The organism is Aquamicrobium zhengzhouense, from assembly GCF_016124105.1.
Classification (GTDB): Bacteria; Pseudomonadota; Alphaproteobacteria; order Rhizobiales; family Rhizobiaceae; genus Aerobium; species Aerobium zhengzhouense.
On record NZ_JADGMQ010000005.1, the window covers coordinates 164,520 to 179,288 of the forward strand.

The 14,769-nt window shown below is 59.8% G+C and carries 15 protein-coding genes; 7 read left to right on the forward strand and 8 right to left on the reverse strand.

Annotated features, from left to right (window positions below):
* Positions 1-63: 63 nt before the first annotated feature.
* Both mgrA and gndA read right to left on the reverse strand, forming a co-directional pair.
* On the reverse strand, positions 64-1,110 hold the full coding sequence (gene mgrA / locus IOD40_RS09830; RefSeq protein WP_198476362.1) for an L-glyceraldehyde 3-phosphate reductase: 1,047 nt from the start codon (positions 1,108-1,110) through the stop codon (positions 64-66).
* A gap of 160 nt (positions 1,111-1,270) precedes the next feature.
* Entirely contained in the window at positions 1,271-2,701 is a 1,431-nt protein-coding gene (gene gndA, locus IOD40_RS09835; protein WP_198476363.1) for an NADP-dependent phosphogluconate dehydrogenase, read from the reverse strand.
* Between the two features lie 209 nt (positions 2,702-2,910).
* Here gndA and IOD40_RS09840 point away from each other — a divergent pair, with 209 nt between their 5' ends.
* Positions 2,911-5,001: a putative bifunctional diguanylate cyclase/phosphodiesterase gene (locus tag IOD40_RS09840; protein ID WP_198476364.1), complete on the forward strand. Its 2,091-nt coding sequence runs from the start codon at positions 2,911-2,913 to the stop codon at positions 4,999-5,001.
* Positions 5,002-5,005: 4 nt separating this feature from the next.
* Here the strand turns inward: IOD40_RS09840 and IOD40_RS09845 are convergent, their stop codons facing one another.
* The gene (locus tag IOD40_RS09845; protein ID WP_198476365.1) at positions 5,006-5,437 is read right to left on the reverse strand and encodes a Fur family transcriptional regulator; all 432 of its coding nucleotides are present in this window, start codon (positions 5,435-5,437) and stop codon (positions 5,006-5,008) included.
* 348 nt (positions 5,438-5,785) lie between these two features.
* On the opposite strand from IOD40_RS09845, the gene IOD40_RS09850 reads away from it, so the two are divergent.
* The 4 genes from IOD40_RS09850 to IOD40_RS09865 are packed head-to-tail and all read left to right on the forward strand — an operon-like array spanning position 5,786 to position 9,286.
* A complete protein-coding gene (locus IOD40_RS09850) occupies positions 5,786-6,673 on the forward strand; it encodes a metal ABC transporter substrate-binding protein (protein WP_198476366.1) in 888 nt (295 codons plus the stop codon).
* Entirely contained in the window at positions 6,670-7,599 is a 930-nt protein-coding gene (locus IOD40_RS09855; protein WP_198476367.1) for a manganese/iron ABC transporter ATP-binding protein, read from the forward strand. The genes IOD40_RS09850 and IOD40_RS09855 overlap by 4 nt, the downstream gene beginning before the upstream one ends.
* Positions 7,593-8,456, forward strand: a complete 864-nt coding sequence (locus IOD40_RS09860) for a metal ABC transporter permease (protein ID WP_325099705.1) — start codon at positions 7,593-7,595, stop codon at positions 8,454-8,456. Before IOD40_RS09855 ends, IOD40_RS09860 begins: the two co-directional genes overlap by 7 nt.
* A complete protein-coding gene (locus IOD40_RS09865) occupies positions 8,453-9,286 on the forward strand; it encodes a metal ABC transporter permease (protein ID WP_198476369.1) in 834 nt (277 codons plus the stop codon). The genes IOD40_RS09860 and IOD40_RS09865 overlap by 4 nt, the downstream gene beginning before the upstream one ends.
* Here IOD40_RS09865 and IOD40_RS09870 read toward each other — a convergent pair.
* The 3 genes from IOD40_RS09870 to IOD40_RS09880 form a co-directional block, all read right to left on the reverse strand.
* Positions 9,264-9,968, reverse strand: coding sequence for a glutathione binding-like protein (locus IOD40_RS09870; RefSeq protein ID WP_198476370.1), 705 nt, complete (start codon positions 9,966-9,968; stop codon positions 9,264-9,266). The two genes, IOD40_RS09865 and IOD40_RS09870, sit on opposite strands and share 23 nt — an antisense overlap.
* Positions 9,969-10,094: 126 nt before the next feature.
* Positions 10,095-10,544 carry a hypothetical protein gene (locus IOD40_RS09875; RefSeq protein ID WP_198476371.1) on the reverse strand — a complete coding sequence of 150 codons (450 nt, stop codon included), beginning with the start codon at positions 10,542-10,544 and terminating at the stop codon, positions 10,095-10,097.
* A gap of 128 nt (positions 10,545-10,672) precedes the next feature.
* Complete coding sequence (locus IOD40_RS09880; RefSeq protein WP_198476372.1) at positions 10,673-11,098, reverse strand: hypothetical protein; 426 nt, start codon at positions 11,096-11,098, stop codon at positions 10,673-10,675.
* A 349-nt stretch (positions 11,099-11,447) separates the two neighbouring features.
* Here IOD40_RS09880 and IOD40_RS09885 point away from each other — a divergent pair, with 349 nt between their 5' ends.
* Positions 11,448-12,443 (forward strand): BMP family lipoprotein, encoded by a 996-nt coding sequence (locus tag IOD40_RS09885; protein WP_198476373.1) that lies wholly within the window; start codon positions 11,448-11,450, stop codon positions 12,441-12,443.
* An 81-nt stretch (positions 12,444-12,524) separates the two neighbouring features.
* The gene (locus IOD40_RS09890; RefSeq protein WP_198476374.1) at positions 12,525-13,715 is read left to right on the forward strand and encodes an MFS transporter; all 1,191 of its coding nucleotides are present in this window, start codon (positions 12,525-12,527) and stop codon (positions 13,713-13,715) included.
* On the opposite strand, the gene IOD40_RS09895 is transcribed toward IOD40_RS09890, so the two are convergent.
* Positions 13,684-14,439: an anti-sigma factor gene (locus tag IOD40_RS09895; protein WP_198476375.1), complete on the reverse strand. Its 756-nt coding sequence runs from the start codon at positions 14,437-14,439 to the stop codon at positions 13,684-13,686. The genes IOD40_RS09890 and IOD40_RS09895 overlap by 32 nt on opposite strands.
* A 14-nt stretch (positions 14,440-14,453) precedes the next feature.
* Positions 14,454-14,657 carry a SlyX family protein gene (locus IOD40_RS09900; RefSeq protein WP_198476376.1) on the reverse strand — a complete coding sequence of 68 codons (204 nt, stop codon included), beginning with the start codon at positions 14,655-14,657 and terminating at the stop codon, positions 14,454-14,456.
* Between the last annotated feature and the right edge of the window lie 112 nt (positions 14,658-14,769).

A 14,769-nucleotide genomic window follows, 5' to 3' on the forward strand; every position in this document is an offset into this window, starting at 1 on the left:
CTTCGAAAGTCGCTGCCAGCCTGCCGGCTGGCCTGTCCTGAAATCGTGCGTGTTCGTGCTTTCCTATTTCCGGGCCGGGCCGCTGCGCTCAGCCGAGGCCGCCCAGATGTTGACGTTCCCGTCGCGCGCATATTTGTCGATCTCGGACAGTTCCTCCGCGCTGAATTCACGATTGGCGAGGGCTCCAAGGCAGTCCTCGATCTGGCTCGGCCTGCTGGCTCCGATGAGCGCCGATGTCACGCGGCCACCTCTAAGCACCCAGGCGAGAGCCATCTGCGCCAGCGTCTGCCCGCGATTTCGGGCGATCTCGTTCAGGGCGTGGATATTGGCCAGCGTGTCATCTGCCAAGAATTCCGGCCTCAGCGACTTGCCCTTTGCAGCCCGCGCATCTTCCGGCACGCCCTTCAGATATTTGTCGGTTAGCATGCCTTGGGCGAGCGGCGAGAAAACGATCGACCCGACCCCGAGATCATCGAGCGTATCGAGAAGCCCGTCTTCCTCGACCCAGCGATTGATCATCGAATAGGATGGCTGATGGATCAGGCAGGGCGTGCCAAGCTCCTTGAGGATCGCGACTGCCTCGCGGGTTCGCTTCGAATTGTAGGAGGACAAACCCACATAAAGCGCCTTGCCGGAGCGCACCGCCTGATCAAGCGCCATCATTGTTTCTTCAAGCGGCGTTTCCGGGTCGAAACGATGCGAATAGAAGATGTCGACATAGTCGAGCCCCATGCGCTTGAGGCTCTGATCGAGCGAGGCGAGGAGATATTTGCGGCTGCCCCACTCGCCATAGGGTCCGGGCCACATATTGTAGCCGGCCTTGGTCGAGATGATCATCTCATCCCGATATCCGCGAAAGTCGGTGCGCAAGATCTGGCCGAATGCAAGTTCCGCAGATCCGGGCGGCGGACCATAATTGTTGGCAAGGTCGAAATGGGTGATCCCGAGATCGAATGCCTTGCGGCACAGGGCCCTCTTGGTCTCATGCGCCGCGTCATCGCCGAAATTGTGCCACAGGCCAAGCGAGATAGCAGGCAGCTTCAGGCCAGAGCGACCGCACCTGTTATAGGTCATCGTGTCGTAGCGCGTGGCGGCAGGCATGTAGGACATCAATTCTCCCCTCCCCATAGACGATGCGTAGTCGTAGCCGGTTCTTTCGAACCAGCATAGTCTTTCACATCTTCAGGAAAAGCCGCAAACAACCTGAAAAAAGAAAGGCACGCGTTCGACTGCGTGCCTTCACCTTCTCGATTACAAGCTACAGCCGTTCTCAGGCAGAAGCCGCACCCGACCCCCAGGGGCCGTGATGTTCTCCACCCTCATCGATCCGCTCAAAGCCGTGCGCGCCGAAATAGTCACGCTGTGCCTGAATGAGGTTTGCCGTGCTGCGCGCCTGACGGAACGCATCGAAATAACCGAGCGCTGCCGACAATGCCGGAACCGGCAGGCCAGCAAGCGCGGCCTGCGCGACGACGCGGCGAAGCGCTGGATGCGCCTCTTCCATCATTGATACGAAATCGTTGATGAGCAGCAGGTTCTCCGCATCCGGATCCGCCTCGAACGAACGCGCGAGCGTTCCAAGGAACTGCGAGCGGATGATGCAGCCTGCGCGCCAGATACGCGCAATGGTCGGCATTGGCAGGTTCCACTGGAACTCGTCCGACGCCTGGTCCATCACGGCAAACCCTTGCGCGTAAGCCGCGATCTTGCCCGCGAAAAGCGCCAGTTCGAGGTCCTGGATCACCGAAGCATCGGGCTTGGTGTTCGTCGGTGCCGGTGCGCTGCCATAGGTTTTCGATGCAAGGAGGCGCAGCTCGCGGTCTGCCGAAATGCTGCGTGCAGCGACGGCCGATTCAATCGCGGTCGCCGGAACGCCCATCATCTGGGCCTCGATCGCCGACCAGCGCCCGGTGCCCTTTTGACCTGCTCGGTCGAGGATCCGGTCAACGATCGGATCACCGGACATCGGATCGTCAGCCTCGAGAACCGCGGCTGTGATCTCGACCAGATATGAGTTCAGGCGGCCCTCGTTCCACTTGGCGAAAATGCCGCCAATATCCTTGGCGCCCATGCCGAAGCCGTCTCGCAGGATGCCGTAGATCTCGGCAATCATCTGCATATCGGCATATTCGATACCGTTGTGAATGGTCTTCACGAAGTGACCAGCGCCGCCATGGCCAAGCCAGGCGCAGCACGGCTCTCCTTCAAATTTTGCCGCAATCGACTTCAGAACGCTTTCGACACGCTCATAGGCCTGCTTCTCGCCACCCACCATGATGGACGGTCCGTGGCGCGCGCCCTCTTCACCGCCCGATACGCCCATGCCGATGAAGGTCAGGCCGGAATTTTCCAGTTCGTCAAAACGGCGGATGGTGTCGCGGAAATTTGCATTGCCGGCGTCGATGATGATGTCGCCAGCGGAGAGGAAATCACGCAGTCCTTCGATCTGCTCGTCAACGGCCTTGCCGGCCTGGACCATCAGGATGATCGGACGCGGCGGCTTAATCTGCGCGACAAATTCTTCCAGGGTTGCGCACGGAACGACGTTCTCACGCAGGTCGCCGGCGTTTTCGAAGAAGGTACCAGTCCGCGAAGCTGTCCGGTTGAACACCGCGACAGGGTAGCCCTTCTCCGCGATATTGAGAGCGAGATTGGCGCCCATCACGCCCAGGCCGATCAGGCCGATTTCAGCTTTGGACATCGCCATCTCTCCATAAGACACTGCCAGCTTATCATGTGAATTGGTTTGCTACCGTCAACCGCCGCAACTGCATGGCAGCCATGCCACAACTTTCCGCGGGCGACCCAGCGTCCTTCGCATGTAAATTAACGCGCGTTCAACCTATCAGTTTCATATATGCCCGCGCTTGGGGCGACGAAGATCCGCTCGGCCGGGGTGGCGCGAAAAACATGATGACAGTCCTATATTGCATCAGGGACGACCATAACATCGTCCTGGTGTTGCTGGCGGCCGCAGTATGCGTGGGAGGCACGATTACGATCAAGCGCCTGCTCACCGACGCTACACGAACATGCGGGATGCAGAAGGCGGCTTGGCTGTTCATTGCTGCCGTAGCGGCTGGCGCATCCATCTGGTGCACGCATTTCATCGCCATGCTCGGCTACGAACCCGGGGCGCCGGTATCGTTCGACCCGGTCATGACGGTGATCTCGTTGCTGGTTGCTGTCGGAGGCTGCGGTGTCGGCTTCACCGTTGCCACCAGCGGCAAGACGCGGCTGTCACCGGCGCTCGGCGGAGCATTCGTCGGCTTGTCCATCGCCGCGATGCACTATACCGGCATGATCGCATATCGCATTCAGGGCATCCTGACATGGGATATGAACTACCTTTACGCGTCGATCGTCCTCGCGACGGTTTTCTCGGCGCTCGCGCTGCATATTTTCATGCGCCCTCCCCTGCCGCGCGCACGTCTGGCAGCAACCGGATCGCTGGTTCTGGCGATCGTCAGCCTGCACTTTACCGGCATGGCTGCATTTCGCGTCGAGCCAATGCTGATCGACGGATCCTTCTCTGATCCTGCAGCCCTGCGGGCACTTGCAATTGCGATTGCCGGTGTGAGCATCATCATTGTCGGCTCGGCCCTTGCCAGCCACCTCATCGACGGAAGCGTGCGGGCGGAATCCATCGAGCGGCTGCGCGAAATGGCGTTGACCGACAGCCTCACCAGCCTGCCGAACCGCGTCAGCTTCAACGATCGGATCGATCATGAAATCGAGCTGGCAAATGAATCAGGCGGGAAACTCGCGCTGATCTGCATTGACCTTGACCGTTTCAAGGAGATCAACGACTTGAGGGGTCATGCGGCCGGCGATCTCGTCCTGCAGACAATCGGCCAGAGGATGCGTGACCGGCTTCAGGGACATGATTTCATCGCCCGGCTGGGAGGTGACGAATTCGCCGCGCTTCATCGCTACAAAAGCAAGACAGGCCTCTCCGATTTTCTTGCCAAGATCGAAGCTGCAGTCAATGAGCCCATCCAGATTGACGAGACCGAGTTCTCGCCGGGCGCAAGCATCGGTGTCGCGCTCTTGCCAGACGACGCGATCTCCAAGGAAGCCCTGATCAACAATGCGGATCTGGCGATGTATCGCGCCAAGGCCGATCTGGTCCATTCGATCTGCTTCTACGAACAGTCAATGGACGAGACGGTTCGTGCGCGCCGGACGCTGACGGCAGACCTCAAGGAGGCCATCGAGAAGGATCAGCTCGACATCCACTATCAGGTGCAGACATCGGTCGCGACGGGCGAAATTCGCGGATTTGAGGCTTTGCTTCGCTGGAAGCACCCGGAGCGTGGACATATCTCGCCAATGGAGTTCATCCCGCTGGCAGAAGAAAGCGGCCTGATCCTTCCGCTCGGTGAATGGGTTCTGCGAACAGCTTGCTCGCGGGCGGCCAACTGGCAGCCGGCCTACAAGGTGTCGATCAACATCTCGCCGGTGCAGTTCGTTCATGCAGATTTACCGCGCTTGATCGATGAAATCCTCAAGGAGACCGGCCTGCAACCAGCGCGGCTTGAGCTTGAGCTGACCGAATCCACGATCTTCGCAGACAAGGAGCGCTCCTTCGCCATGTTGCGGCAGATCAAGGAACTTGGTGTCAGCATCGCGCTCGATGATTTCGGGACCGGCTATTCCTCCCTCGAAACGCTGCGCTCCTTTCCCTTCGACAAGATCAAGCTCGATCGTTCTTTCATGGGAGAGGCAGAGACCAGCCCCCAGGCGAAGGCGATCATCCGTGCCGTGCTCGCGCTCGGCAAAAGCCTTGAGATCCCCGTCCTCGCTGAAGGCATCGAGACGCAGGGGCAATTGTCGCTTCTCAGCGCTGAAGGGTGTGACGAAGCGCAGGGCTATCTGCTGGGCCGCCCGGTCCCGTTGTTCAACATCATCGAATCCGGCCAGGTTAAACTCGCGACCATCGCACTGCCCGATGCAATTGCGTGTCCCAACGGCATCAAGGGCGGGCAGGCGGTCGCCTGACACGCTATTTCTTGCGCCGTCGCCGCCCGTAAAGCTCAAGGCGATGGTGCACGATGTCATAACCGAGCGCACGGGCGATTTCCTGCTGCAGCTCTTCGATGCGCTCGGAGTGAAACTCGATCACGTCGCCGGTCTCGATATCGATCAGGTGATCGTGATGCTCACCGATTGCCGGCTCGAAGCGTGACGGCCCGCCTTCAAAGGCGTGGCGGTGGATGGCGCCAATCCCTTCCAGCAGCTTCATCGTCCGGTAGACCGTCGATAGCGAAATGCTCGGATCCAGAGCGACCGCCCGCTTGAAAATCTCCATCGCATCCGGGTGATCTTCCGCATCTGTGAGGATGCCAAGGATAACCCGCCGCGGACGCGTAATACGCACACCCGCTTCGCGCAGTGCCGTCTCATAATCCGGCTTCTGAATCACAGTCTCAGTCATCGCGCGACTATGCGACAGCGGTGCCCGCGATGCAAAGCGGCCATGAAAGATGCGCCCAGCTTTCCATCAGCTTGCCCCGCAACCTTCGAGAAATGAGTTCCTCTGCGGGCGGCGTCCGGACCTTACCGACCTTCCTGTCAAAACTTCAGCTCTTTGCGCGGGATTGCCACCAGCCAAAATCGCGACCGTCGCCCGTGCGGACAGCCACTGCCTCCTGACCTCTGACCTCTGACCTCTGACCTCGTCGGATGAAAAACACCGCTCTAGTTGCAAACGATTTGCAATTGCATTGACAGCTTGCGTGACCTCCCCTACGTTAGGCACGCAATCTTCCATTCCGGAGTACAAATGCGCCTGAAGACAATCCTATTAGCGGCCGCCACGGGACTGACCCTGATGACCGCTCCTGCCCTTGCTGAAAAGTTCAAGGTCGTGACCACGTTCACCGTGATCGCCGACATTGCCAAGAATGTTGCGGGCGATGCGGCTGAGGTGGAGTCCATCACTCGCCCCAACGCCGAGATCCATGAATATCAGCCGACACCCGGCGACATGCTGCGTGCGCAGGATGCGGACCTCGTCCTGTGGAACGGCCTCAATCTCGAACTCTGGTTCGAGCGCTTCTTCAACAATCTGCGCGACGTGCCGAGCGTTACCGTCAGCGACGGCGTCGAGCCGATGAGCATTTCGGACGGCCCCTATTCGGGTAAGCCGAACCCCCATGCCTGGATGAGCCCGTCCGACGCGATCAAATATGTCGAGAACATCCGCGCAGCATTTGCCGAGCATGATCCGGAAAACGCCGAGATCTATGCCGCCAATGCTGCAAGCTACACTGCCGAGATCGAGGCTGCCGTCGCGCCGATCCGCGAGCAACTCGCTGCGATCCCGGAAGAGCGCCGCTGGTTTGTCACCAGTGAAGGCGCATTCTCCTATCTCGCCCGCGATTTCGGCCTGAAGGAGCTTTATCTCTGGCCGATCAACGCCGACAGCCAGGGCACGCCGCAACAGATCCGCAAAGTCATTGACGCGGTGCGCGAGCACAAGATCCCTGCCGTCTTCAGCGAAAGCACGGTCTCGTCCGACCCGGCCGAGCAGGTCGCACGCGAGACCGGCGCCAAGTATGGCGGCGTCCTCTATGTCGATTCACTCTCTGATGAAAGCGGTCCGGTCCCGACATATCTGGATCTCTTGAAGGTCACCGCGCAGACCATTGCCAAGGGGCTGTCTGAATGAACCAAGTCGTGCTCAAAAAAGCACCGAAAGAGGCCGGCACTTCGGGTGCCGGCCTCGCCGTTGACTCGGTCACCGTCAGCTACCGGAATGGCTTGACGGCGCTGACCAATGTCAATTTTTCCATCCCTCGCGGCACGATCACCGCGCTTGTCGGCGTCAACGGCTCGGGCAAGTCCACCCTCTTCAAGGCGATCATGGGCTTTGTCCCGCTCGCGGGCGGCTCCGTCTCGATCATGAGCCTTCCTGCCAGGCAGGCCTTGACGAAAAACCTCGTTGCCTATGTGCCGCAGGCCGAAGAGGTCGACTGGAATTTCCCGATCCTCGTCGAAGACGTCGTCATGATGGGCCGCTACGGCCACATGAACTTTTTGCGCATCCCCTCGTCCAACGACCGCCGCAAGGTTGATGAGGCGCTCGAGCGGGTTGGCATGAGCGCTTATCGCAAGCGCCAGATCGGCGAATTGTCGGGCGGTCAAAAGAAGCGCGTCTTCCTTGCCCGTGCGCTGGCGCAGGAGGGGCAGGTCATCCTGCTTGACGAACCATTCACCGGCGTCGACGTCACCACCGAAGAAGCAATCATCGCGCTATTGCGTGACCTCCGTGACGAAGGCCGTGTCATGCTGGTCTCGACGCACAATCTGGGATCTGTGCCAGAATTCTGCGACCGGGCCGTCCTGCTTCTCAACCGCACGGTTCTTGCCTCGGGCACGACCCACGACGTCTTCACGCGTGACAATCTCGAGCAGACCTTTGGCGGCGTGTTGCGCCACTTCGTTCTCGGCGGATCTGCTCTGCACGACGACGAAGATGCGCGCTCAGTCACGGTTCTGACCGACGATGAACGCCCCTTCGTGCTCTACGGCGACAAGGCGCATTCAACCAGCGGACCGACATCAGCGGCCTCTGAGGAGAAGGGTGGATCGTGAGCCTCCTCCTTGAACCCTTTTCCTATGGCTACATGGTCAATGCCATGTGGGTCTCGGCGCTGGTGGGCGCGGTCTGCGCGTTCCTCTCGGCCTATCTGATGCTCAAAGGCTGGTCGCTGATTGGTGATGCGCTCTCGCACGCGATCGTGCCGGGCGTTGCCGGGGCCTATATGCTGGGCCTCCCCTTCGCCGTCGGCGCGTTCCTGTCAGGCGGGCTTGCGGCCGGCGCGATGCTGTTTCTCACCCAGCAGACCAAGCTGCGCGAAGATGCCGTCATCGGTCTCATCTTCTCGTCCTTCTTTGGCCTTGGCCTCTTCATCGTCTCGCTGTCGCCGACCTCGGTGAACATCCAGACTATCGTGCTGGGCAATATCCTTGCTGTCACGCCCTCCGATACTCTGCAGCTCGTCCTGATCGCCGGCATCTCGCTCGCTATCCTGATCGTGAAGTGGAAGGATCTGATGGTCGTCTTCTTCGACGAGAACCACGCGCGCTCGATCGGGCTTAATCCCGGCCTGCTGCGCGTCCTGTTCTTCACGCTTCTGGCTGCCTCAACTGTCGCCGCTTTGCAGACGGTCGGTGCATTCCTCGTCATCGCCATGGTGGTGACGCCGGGCGCGACCGCTTATCTCCTCACCGATCGCTTTCCGCGCCTCATTGTCATCAGCGTCGCCATTGGCACGCTGACGAGCTTCGTCGGTGCCTATGCCAGCTACTTCATCGACGGCGCGACCGGCGGCATCATCGTTGTTTTCCAGACGCTGATCTTCCTTGCTGCATTCGTCTTCGCGCCCAAGCACGGCGTGCTGGCCGCACGACGTCAGGCGCGCAAGGCACTTGCGGAGGCGACGCGATGATCGAGACATTGCTTTTGCCGTTCCAGTTTCCGTTCATGCAGCAGGCCTTCATCATCGGCCTGCTGGTCGCGCTGCCGATGGGGCTTCTGTCGCCGTTTCTGGTGCTGAAGGGCTGGTCGTTGATGGGAGATGCCATCAGCCATGCTGTGCTGCCCGGCATCGTGCTTGCCTATCTAGCCGGTCTGCCGCTGGCGGTTGGCGCGTTCTCTGCCGGCATGGTCTGCTCGCTGGCGGTCGGCTACCTCAAGGAAAACAGCCGCGTGAAGGAAGACACCGTCATGGGCGTCGTCTTTTCGGGAATGTTCGGCCTTGGCATCGTCATGTTCTCGATGATCGAGAGCGACCTGCATCTTCTGCACGTGCTCTTCGGCGACATTTTGGGCGTCACCTGGCGTGATGTCATCGAGACGGGCGTGATTGCGCTGGTGACGCTTGGCTTTGGCGGGCTTTTGCGCCGCGATCTTCTGCTTGCCGCCTTCGATCCGCAGCATGCGCGCGCCATCGGCCTGCCGGTGCGCGTCTATCACTACGGATTGCTGGCGATCCTGTCGCTGACGATCGTTGGCGCGCTGAAAGCAGTCGGCATCATTCTCGCCATAGCCATGCTGATTGCGCCCGGCGCAACCGCGTTCCTTCTAACCCGCCGCTTCGAAGCGATGGTGGCGGTCTCGATGCTGATCGCAACCGCCTGTGCGTTCTTCGGCGTCTATCTGTCGTTCTTCATCGACAGTGCGCCGGCACCGACCATCGTGGTCCTGATGGCGCTGGTTTTCATCGCCGCATTCATCAAGACCACAGTGTCAGCCTCTAGGGCCGCGGCGGCACGTTAAGGCCGATTTGGCTTGCCGGGCGAGCGATGCAACGCTCGACCCAGGCCTTGGTGTTCGGCAGATCATCAAGGCCGAGTACCTCGGCAGCGCCATAACCTTCGCGCAGCGAGCGCACCCACGGGAAGATCGCAAGGTCAGCGATGGTGTACTCGTCGCCCATGAACCAGGTGCGGCCTTCCATGCGCTGTTCGATCACGCCGAGCAGGCGCTTGGCCTCGTTCTGGTAGCGCTCAAGCGGGCGCTTGTCCTCGATGTCCTTGCCGGCAAACTTGAAGAAGAAGCCGAACTGCCCAAACATTGGGCCGACGCCGCCCATCTGGAAGAATACCCACTGGATGGTCTCTGCACGCAGTGCCGGATCTTGAGGCAGCAGCTTGCCTGTCTTTTCAGCAAGGTAGAGCAAGATCGCACCGGATTCGAACAGGCCGAACGGCTTGCCGCCCGGACCGTTGGGATCGACGATCGCCGGGATCTTCCCGTTCGGATTGAGCGTCAGGAAATCTTCCGTCCAGGTCTCATTCTTCCCGATATGGACCAGATGAGCTTCATAGGGGATGCCGAGCTCTTCGAGCGCGATGGAAACCTTCACACCATTGGGCGTCGGGAACGAGTAGAGCTGCAGCTTGCTCGGGTCCTGCGCTGGCCAGCGCTTGGTGATGGGGAAGCGGGAGAGATCAGTCATGAGGTGGGTATACCTTTCGTGCATGGTCCGGCTCAGCGGAACATTGAGAGATAGCCATCGCTGGTAAAGGCGCAAGCAGAACGGACAGCTTCACCGCTTATGTCGCGATGACAGCCGACGCCGGACCTATTCGGTCTCCGGCTTTTTTCCCCTGACGAAAATCGTCACGCCGTTCTGATCGTCGAATTCGAGCGCAATAACGTCAGTGAGCATGACCGACCGCGAATCGACGGCGTGATAGAACATGGCACTGCCCTGGATCGACTCTCGGAGCTCGGTGATCTGGGGCTTGTATTCCAGCAGCTTCGCCTCGACGTCGGTGTCCTCGTCGTTCAGATCCGGGATGAAGACGATCTCGACCCGGTCCAGCGAGAATTTGCGCCTGACGGTCGCCGCCGCCTGCGACGCGTTTTCGATCGCGGCAATGATGCGGCCCTCATCCTTCGTTGCGGCTTCCTCGCCCGTGGTGACGTCGGAGCCCACGATCGTGTCGATCGCTCCCTCTTTGTCCAAGCCTTGGGCAAAAGACGTGACTGCCCCTGCAAACAGCATGGCAATCAAAAGGAGAAGTCTCATCCGCAGATTTCCTCACTAAACGTGTTTCGGGATATTTTGGGTGAACGGTGCAGATAACCTTTGCGTTCCTTAAACCAAAACGACGCGAAGGGCTCGCGTCGTCAGGTCTGTCTGAATGTCAGAATTATCTATAGCTGATAAAGGACCAGTGCGCCATTACCGGCCACTTCAGCGCCCACTATGCTTGATAGATCAACGCCTTGAGCTGCGAGGCTGTCCGCCACTTCAGGATTGCTCGCTATGGCCGACTGAAGCTCATATACCGACTGTCGATTTTCCGAGACGACGAAATTGATCTGCGCGTTGTCAGCGCCGGTGATACGGGTAACCGTAACTCCGCTGAAGCTGTCCATTGACGTGATTGAACGAATTGCGCCGGCGCTACCGGTAACCACGGAGAATGCGTCGCTGGTGTTCGCCTGTTGATCGATGGAAGCTGTGGTGCCTTCATCGATTTCCGCACCAAGATCAGCGCTTACCTGCGCATAAACCGGGGCGGAAACAACGGCTGCACCCATTACGAAGGCGGCGGTCGTAGCTTGAAGACGTTTCATAGGGGTTGTCCTCCTTGGGACGGTTCCGGCTTGGAAGGAGGCGTCCTCGCGTCCACCTTGCAATGATGGGCTCTTAAGAAGCCTCATGGCCGGGAACGTCATCTGAAGGAAATTTTACGGCGAGATTATGGAACGCGACCAGAGGGAGGGAACACCCCATCCAGAGCGCTCCCAAGGAGGAACGTCCACCCTGGTCGCCCACCTTTCCTCTACGGCAAGATTCCAGATGTTTTTCAAGAAGCCGCGTGTAACATTGGTGTAGAGCGGGAAAACATCTCGCCACACGCGGGCGGAACGGACATCAAATCTTCTCCGCGTGCAATAAAGAAACCGACAGGATGTGGACCAGATGAAGCGTATTGTTCTAGGCCTCATGGCCGCCGCCGCAATGACCGCCACGTCATGGGCTCAGGAAGATATACAGCCCGGCCTTCTCTTTGATCTTGGCGGAAAATTCGACAAATCCTTCAACGAAGCTTCCTTTAACGGAGCCGAAGCTTTCAAGAAGGAAACGGGAATCTCCTACGTCGAGTTTGAAATCTCCAACGACGCCCAGCGCGAGCAGGCGCTTCGTCGCTTTGCCGAAGACGGACGCAACCCCATCGTAATGGCAGGCTTTTCCTGGGCATCCGCCCTCGAAATCGTTGCCGACGAATTCCCGGACACGCATTTTGCGGTGATCGACGTCGTCGTGGACAAGCCGAATGTCCGCTCGGTCGTTTTCAAGGAAGAAGAGGGCTCTTATCTTGTCGGACTGCTGGCAGCCATGGCCTCGCAGACGGGCACCGTCGGCTTTGTCGGTGGCATGCAGGTTCCGCTGATCGGCAAGTTCGAGTGCGGCTATGTGCAGGGAGCGATCGAGACCAAGGAAGGCACCAAGGTCATCCGGAATTACACCGGCGACACGCCTTCGGCCTGGAACGATCCAAGCCGCGGTGCCGAGATCACCCGCTCGCAGATGGATCAGGGCGCAGACGTGATCTATCACGCAGCTGGCGGCACGGGCGTCGGCGTTCTTCAGGCAGCGGCCGATGCCGGCAAGCTCGGGATCGGCGTCGATTCCAACCAGAACGCAATGCACCCTGGCCACGTCCTGACCTCGATGATCAAGCAGGTCGATGTCGCGGTCTATAATGCGTTCAACGATGCAAGGTCCGGCAAGTTCACCGCTGGCCTCAACCATCTTGGGCTTGCTGAGGATGGCGTCGGCTATTCGCTGGACGAGCACAATGAAGCGCTGATCACCGCTGAAATGAAGGAGGCCGTCGAGACCGCGAAAGCGAAGATCATCGCCGGCGAAATCAAGGTCCACGACTTCATGAGCGACAATTCCTGCCCGTTCTGATGGCAGCTCTTAGAGGACACCTTACCGCCGGGCGTTCGTCCGGCGGTTATTTTTGACCAGCAGATTTCAGCACATCCCTTTATGACAGCCATACCGGTTTCCTCGCGCGGCAAGCGTTTGACTGCCGTCATCCTCATCCTTCTCGCCGGCGTCACCACCGGCGCCCAGCTTGGCAAGATCGCGCCCCTGATACCCTGGTATCAGGCCGAGCTTGGTCTGCCACTGGTCGCAGCGGGCTGGCTGGCCTCCATCCTTGGCATTTTCATTGCCAAGGCCGCCCTTCCCACCGGATGGGTCATCGCCCGCATCGGCGTGATCCGTGGCATCGCCGCCGGCGTCGCCATCATGTTTGGCGGGGGCATGCTGCTCGCGTTCTCATCTGACCCTGTGATCGTCTTTTCGGCGCGGCTCATCGAGGCCGTGGGCTACCTCATCCTTTGTGTCGCGCTTCCGTCCGCCCTCAATGCCATCTGTCCTCCCTCCTGGAAGGGCCCGGTGCTGGCAATCTGGAGCGGGTTCGTACCGCTAGGCTTTGCCTTGGCGGATCTGATGGCGAACGCCATCACCGCTTACTTTTCGCCAAGGGTGTTTCTGTTCACCCTGATGGTTCTGTTCGGACTTTTCTCCGCAGCAACGTTGTGTCTCCTGCGGGGCCTTCTGAATCAAGGCACACAACCAGCGGCAATCTCGGGACGCGTCGCCGATTCCATCGGGCGCAACATCACGTTGAACGCGCTCTCCTTCGCGTCCTATGTCGTCCTGACCGTCTCGTACTTCAATTTTCTGCCGGTGTTCATCTCGAGCGCGGGCGCGCACTTCCTCTTGCCCGCAGGAGCGATCACGCTTGCAGTGCCCATCGGCAACATCCTCGCCAGCATTTCGGTGCGGGGCAGATCATCGACGTTCATCGCCAGGCTGACGATCTGCGGCTTTCTGGTAGGAACCGCTACGATCGTCCCTGCCCTCACCTCGCAAAACGCCCTTGTCGCAACTTCCTGCGCGATCCTTGCAGTGATCGCAGGTGCCGTCGTCGCCTCGGCGCACTTCGCGCTGGTGCCGTTCCTCACCCCGGAACGCGGCTCCACCCCGATGGCCTTCGGGATGATGTCGCAGATGGGAGGGATTGGCACCATGTTCGGACCACCGCTTGCTGCCGGGGTCATCGACGCACAGGGCTGGGCGATCTTCGCCTACTTCCTTGTTGCCTTCGGCGTTCTGGGGGCGGCGTTCATGGTGCCGCTCAGCGCTCGATCGCGCTCGCGACACCCTTGAACAAAGCCGGACCGGGTGCCTGCCCCTGGCTCACGCCCGGCGCATCTTCCAGCGTTATGGAATAGGTGACGCCGTCTCGCGGCAGTGGAAGCTCCGGTCCGCGCAACAACGCCTCGAGACTGGAAGGCAGCACCGCGACCGGCTTCCCGTCGATCCAGAACTGGAGCACCTTGCCCTCAGGCACCTCGGTCCTGTTCAATGGAACGAGGCGCACACTTCGGTCCTGCCACGCCTCTATGAAGACAGCGGGATTATCCGCGTCATCGGCCAGCAGCGACAAGGCGACCGGGCTCGGCAGTCGCGACGACTGCTCCCCGACGACATAGCCCATCCCCAATGCCGCGATCAGTCCAAGCGAAACGATTGTCGCTTTGAACCCTGCAAAATGATGTGCCAGCGGACGTCGCAGCTTTAGCATCCCCTTTCGCGAAGGATCGCCATCATTGCTCAGCGCCAGGCCCGCCAGGTGTTCGGCAGATCCTGCCCCGGCCATCTGCGGCAAGGCGGCAATTCGCTGGCTGATTTCGTTCCAGGCACGGTTCGAAAAGGAGACCGATCCCCGCTTTTCCTGACGCAGGCGACGAAGCTGCTCAGCGAGGACCATCACACATTCACGGAATTCGGGATCGATTTCCATGTCGCGCTCAGCCCGATGGCGCTCCTGCTCGTCCATCAGCCCAAAGACGTAATCTTCGGCGCGGGCCATACGATCGCTGAGCGTCATCGGCTGCATTCTCCCTACCAGTGCGGAGGCTGCGTGATCGGCACCTCTGGCGCCGACTGTTCTTCGAGTTCAAGAAAGCGATTGATCAGCGCGTTCAGCTTGCGCTCCAGCACATTGACGACCTTCCATTGCTCCGCAAGTTCGTTTGAAAGCTCGGCGATCGTCCGTTCCTGCTCCGCCACGAGAATTTCAAGTTGGACGATACGTTCCTCGGTCATTCGAGATCCTTTCAACGCCTGTGCATGTTGCATGCGCTGAGCCTTTTCCATCCCTCGGTCGAAGATGGCAATGGCTTTCACGATTGTCGAGGGCAGGGGCATGCTCGCATTG

Excerpts from the sequence above, each read along its gene's own strand:
- mgrA (WP_198476362.1), bottom strand. The coding sequence starts at position 1,110 with ATGTCCTACATGCCTGCCGCCACGCGCTACGACACGATGACCTATAAC.
- gndA (WP_198476363.1), bottom strand. The coding sequence starts at position 2,701 with ATGTCCAAAGCTGAAATCGGCCTGATCGGCCTGGGCGTGATGGGCGCC.
- IOD40_RS09840 (WP_198476364.1), top strand. The coding sequence starts at position 2,911 with ATGATGACAGTCCTATATTGCATCAGGGACGACCATAACATCGTCCTG.
- IOD40_RS09845 (WP_198476365.1), bottom strand. The coding sequence starts at position 5,437 with ATGACTGAGACTGTGATTCAGAAGCCGGATTATGAGACGGCACTGCGC.
- IOD40_RS09850 (WP_198476366.1), top strand. The coding sequence starts at position 5,786 with ATGCGCCTGAAGACAATCCTATTAGCGGCCGCCACGGGACTGACCCTG.
- IOD40_RS09855 (WP_198476367.1), top strand. The coding sequence starts at position 6,670 with ATGAACCAAGTCGTGCTCAAAAAAGCACCGAAAGAGGCCGGCACTTCG.
- IOD40_RS09865 (WP_198476369.1), top strand. The coding sequence starts at position 8,453 with ATGATCGAGACATTGCTTTTGCCGTTCCAGTTTCCGTTCATGCAGCAG.
- IOD40_RS09870 (WP_198476370.1), bottom strand. The coding sequence starts at position 9,968 with ATGACTGATCTCTCCCGCTTCCCCATCACCAAGCGCTGGCCAGCGCAG.
- IOD40_RS09875 (WP_198476371.1), bottom strand. The coding sequence starts at position 10,544 with ATGAGACTTCTCCTTTTGATTGCCATGCTGTTTGCAGGGGCAGTCACG.
- IOD40_RS09880 (WP_198476372.1), bottom strand. The coding sequence starts at position 11,098 with ATGAAACGTCTTCAAGCTACGACCGCCGCCTTCGTAATGGGTGCAGCC.
- IOD40_RS09885 (WP_198476373.1), top strand. The coding sequence starts at position 11,448 with ATGAAGCGTATTGTTCTAGGCCTCATGGCCGCCGCCGCAATGACCGCC.
- IOD40_RS09890 (WP_198476374.1), top strand. The coding sequence starts at position 12,525 with ATGACAGCCATACCGGTTTCCTCGCGCGGCAAGCGTTTGACTGCCGTC.
- IOD40_RS09895 (WP_198476375.1), bottom strand. The coding sequence starts at position 14,439 with ATGACGCTCAGCGATCGTATGGCCCGCGCCGAAGATTACGTCTTTGGG.
- IOD40_RS09900 (WP_198476376.1), bottom strand. The coding sequence starts at position 14,657 with ATGACCGAGGAACGTATCGTCCAACTTGAAATTCTCGTGGCGGAGCAG.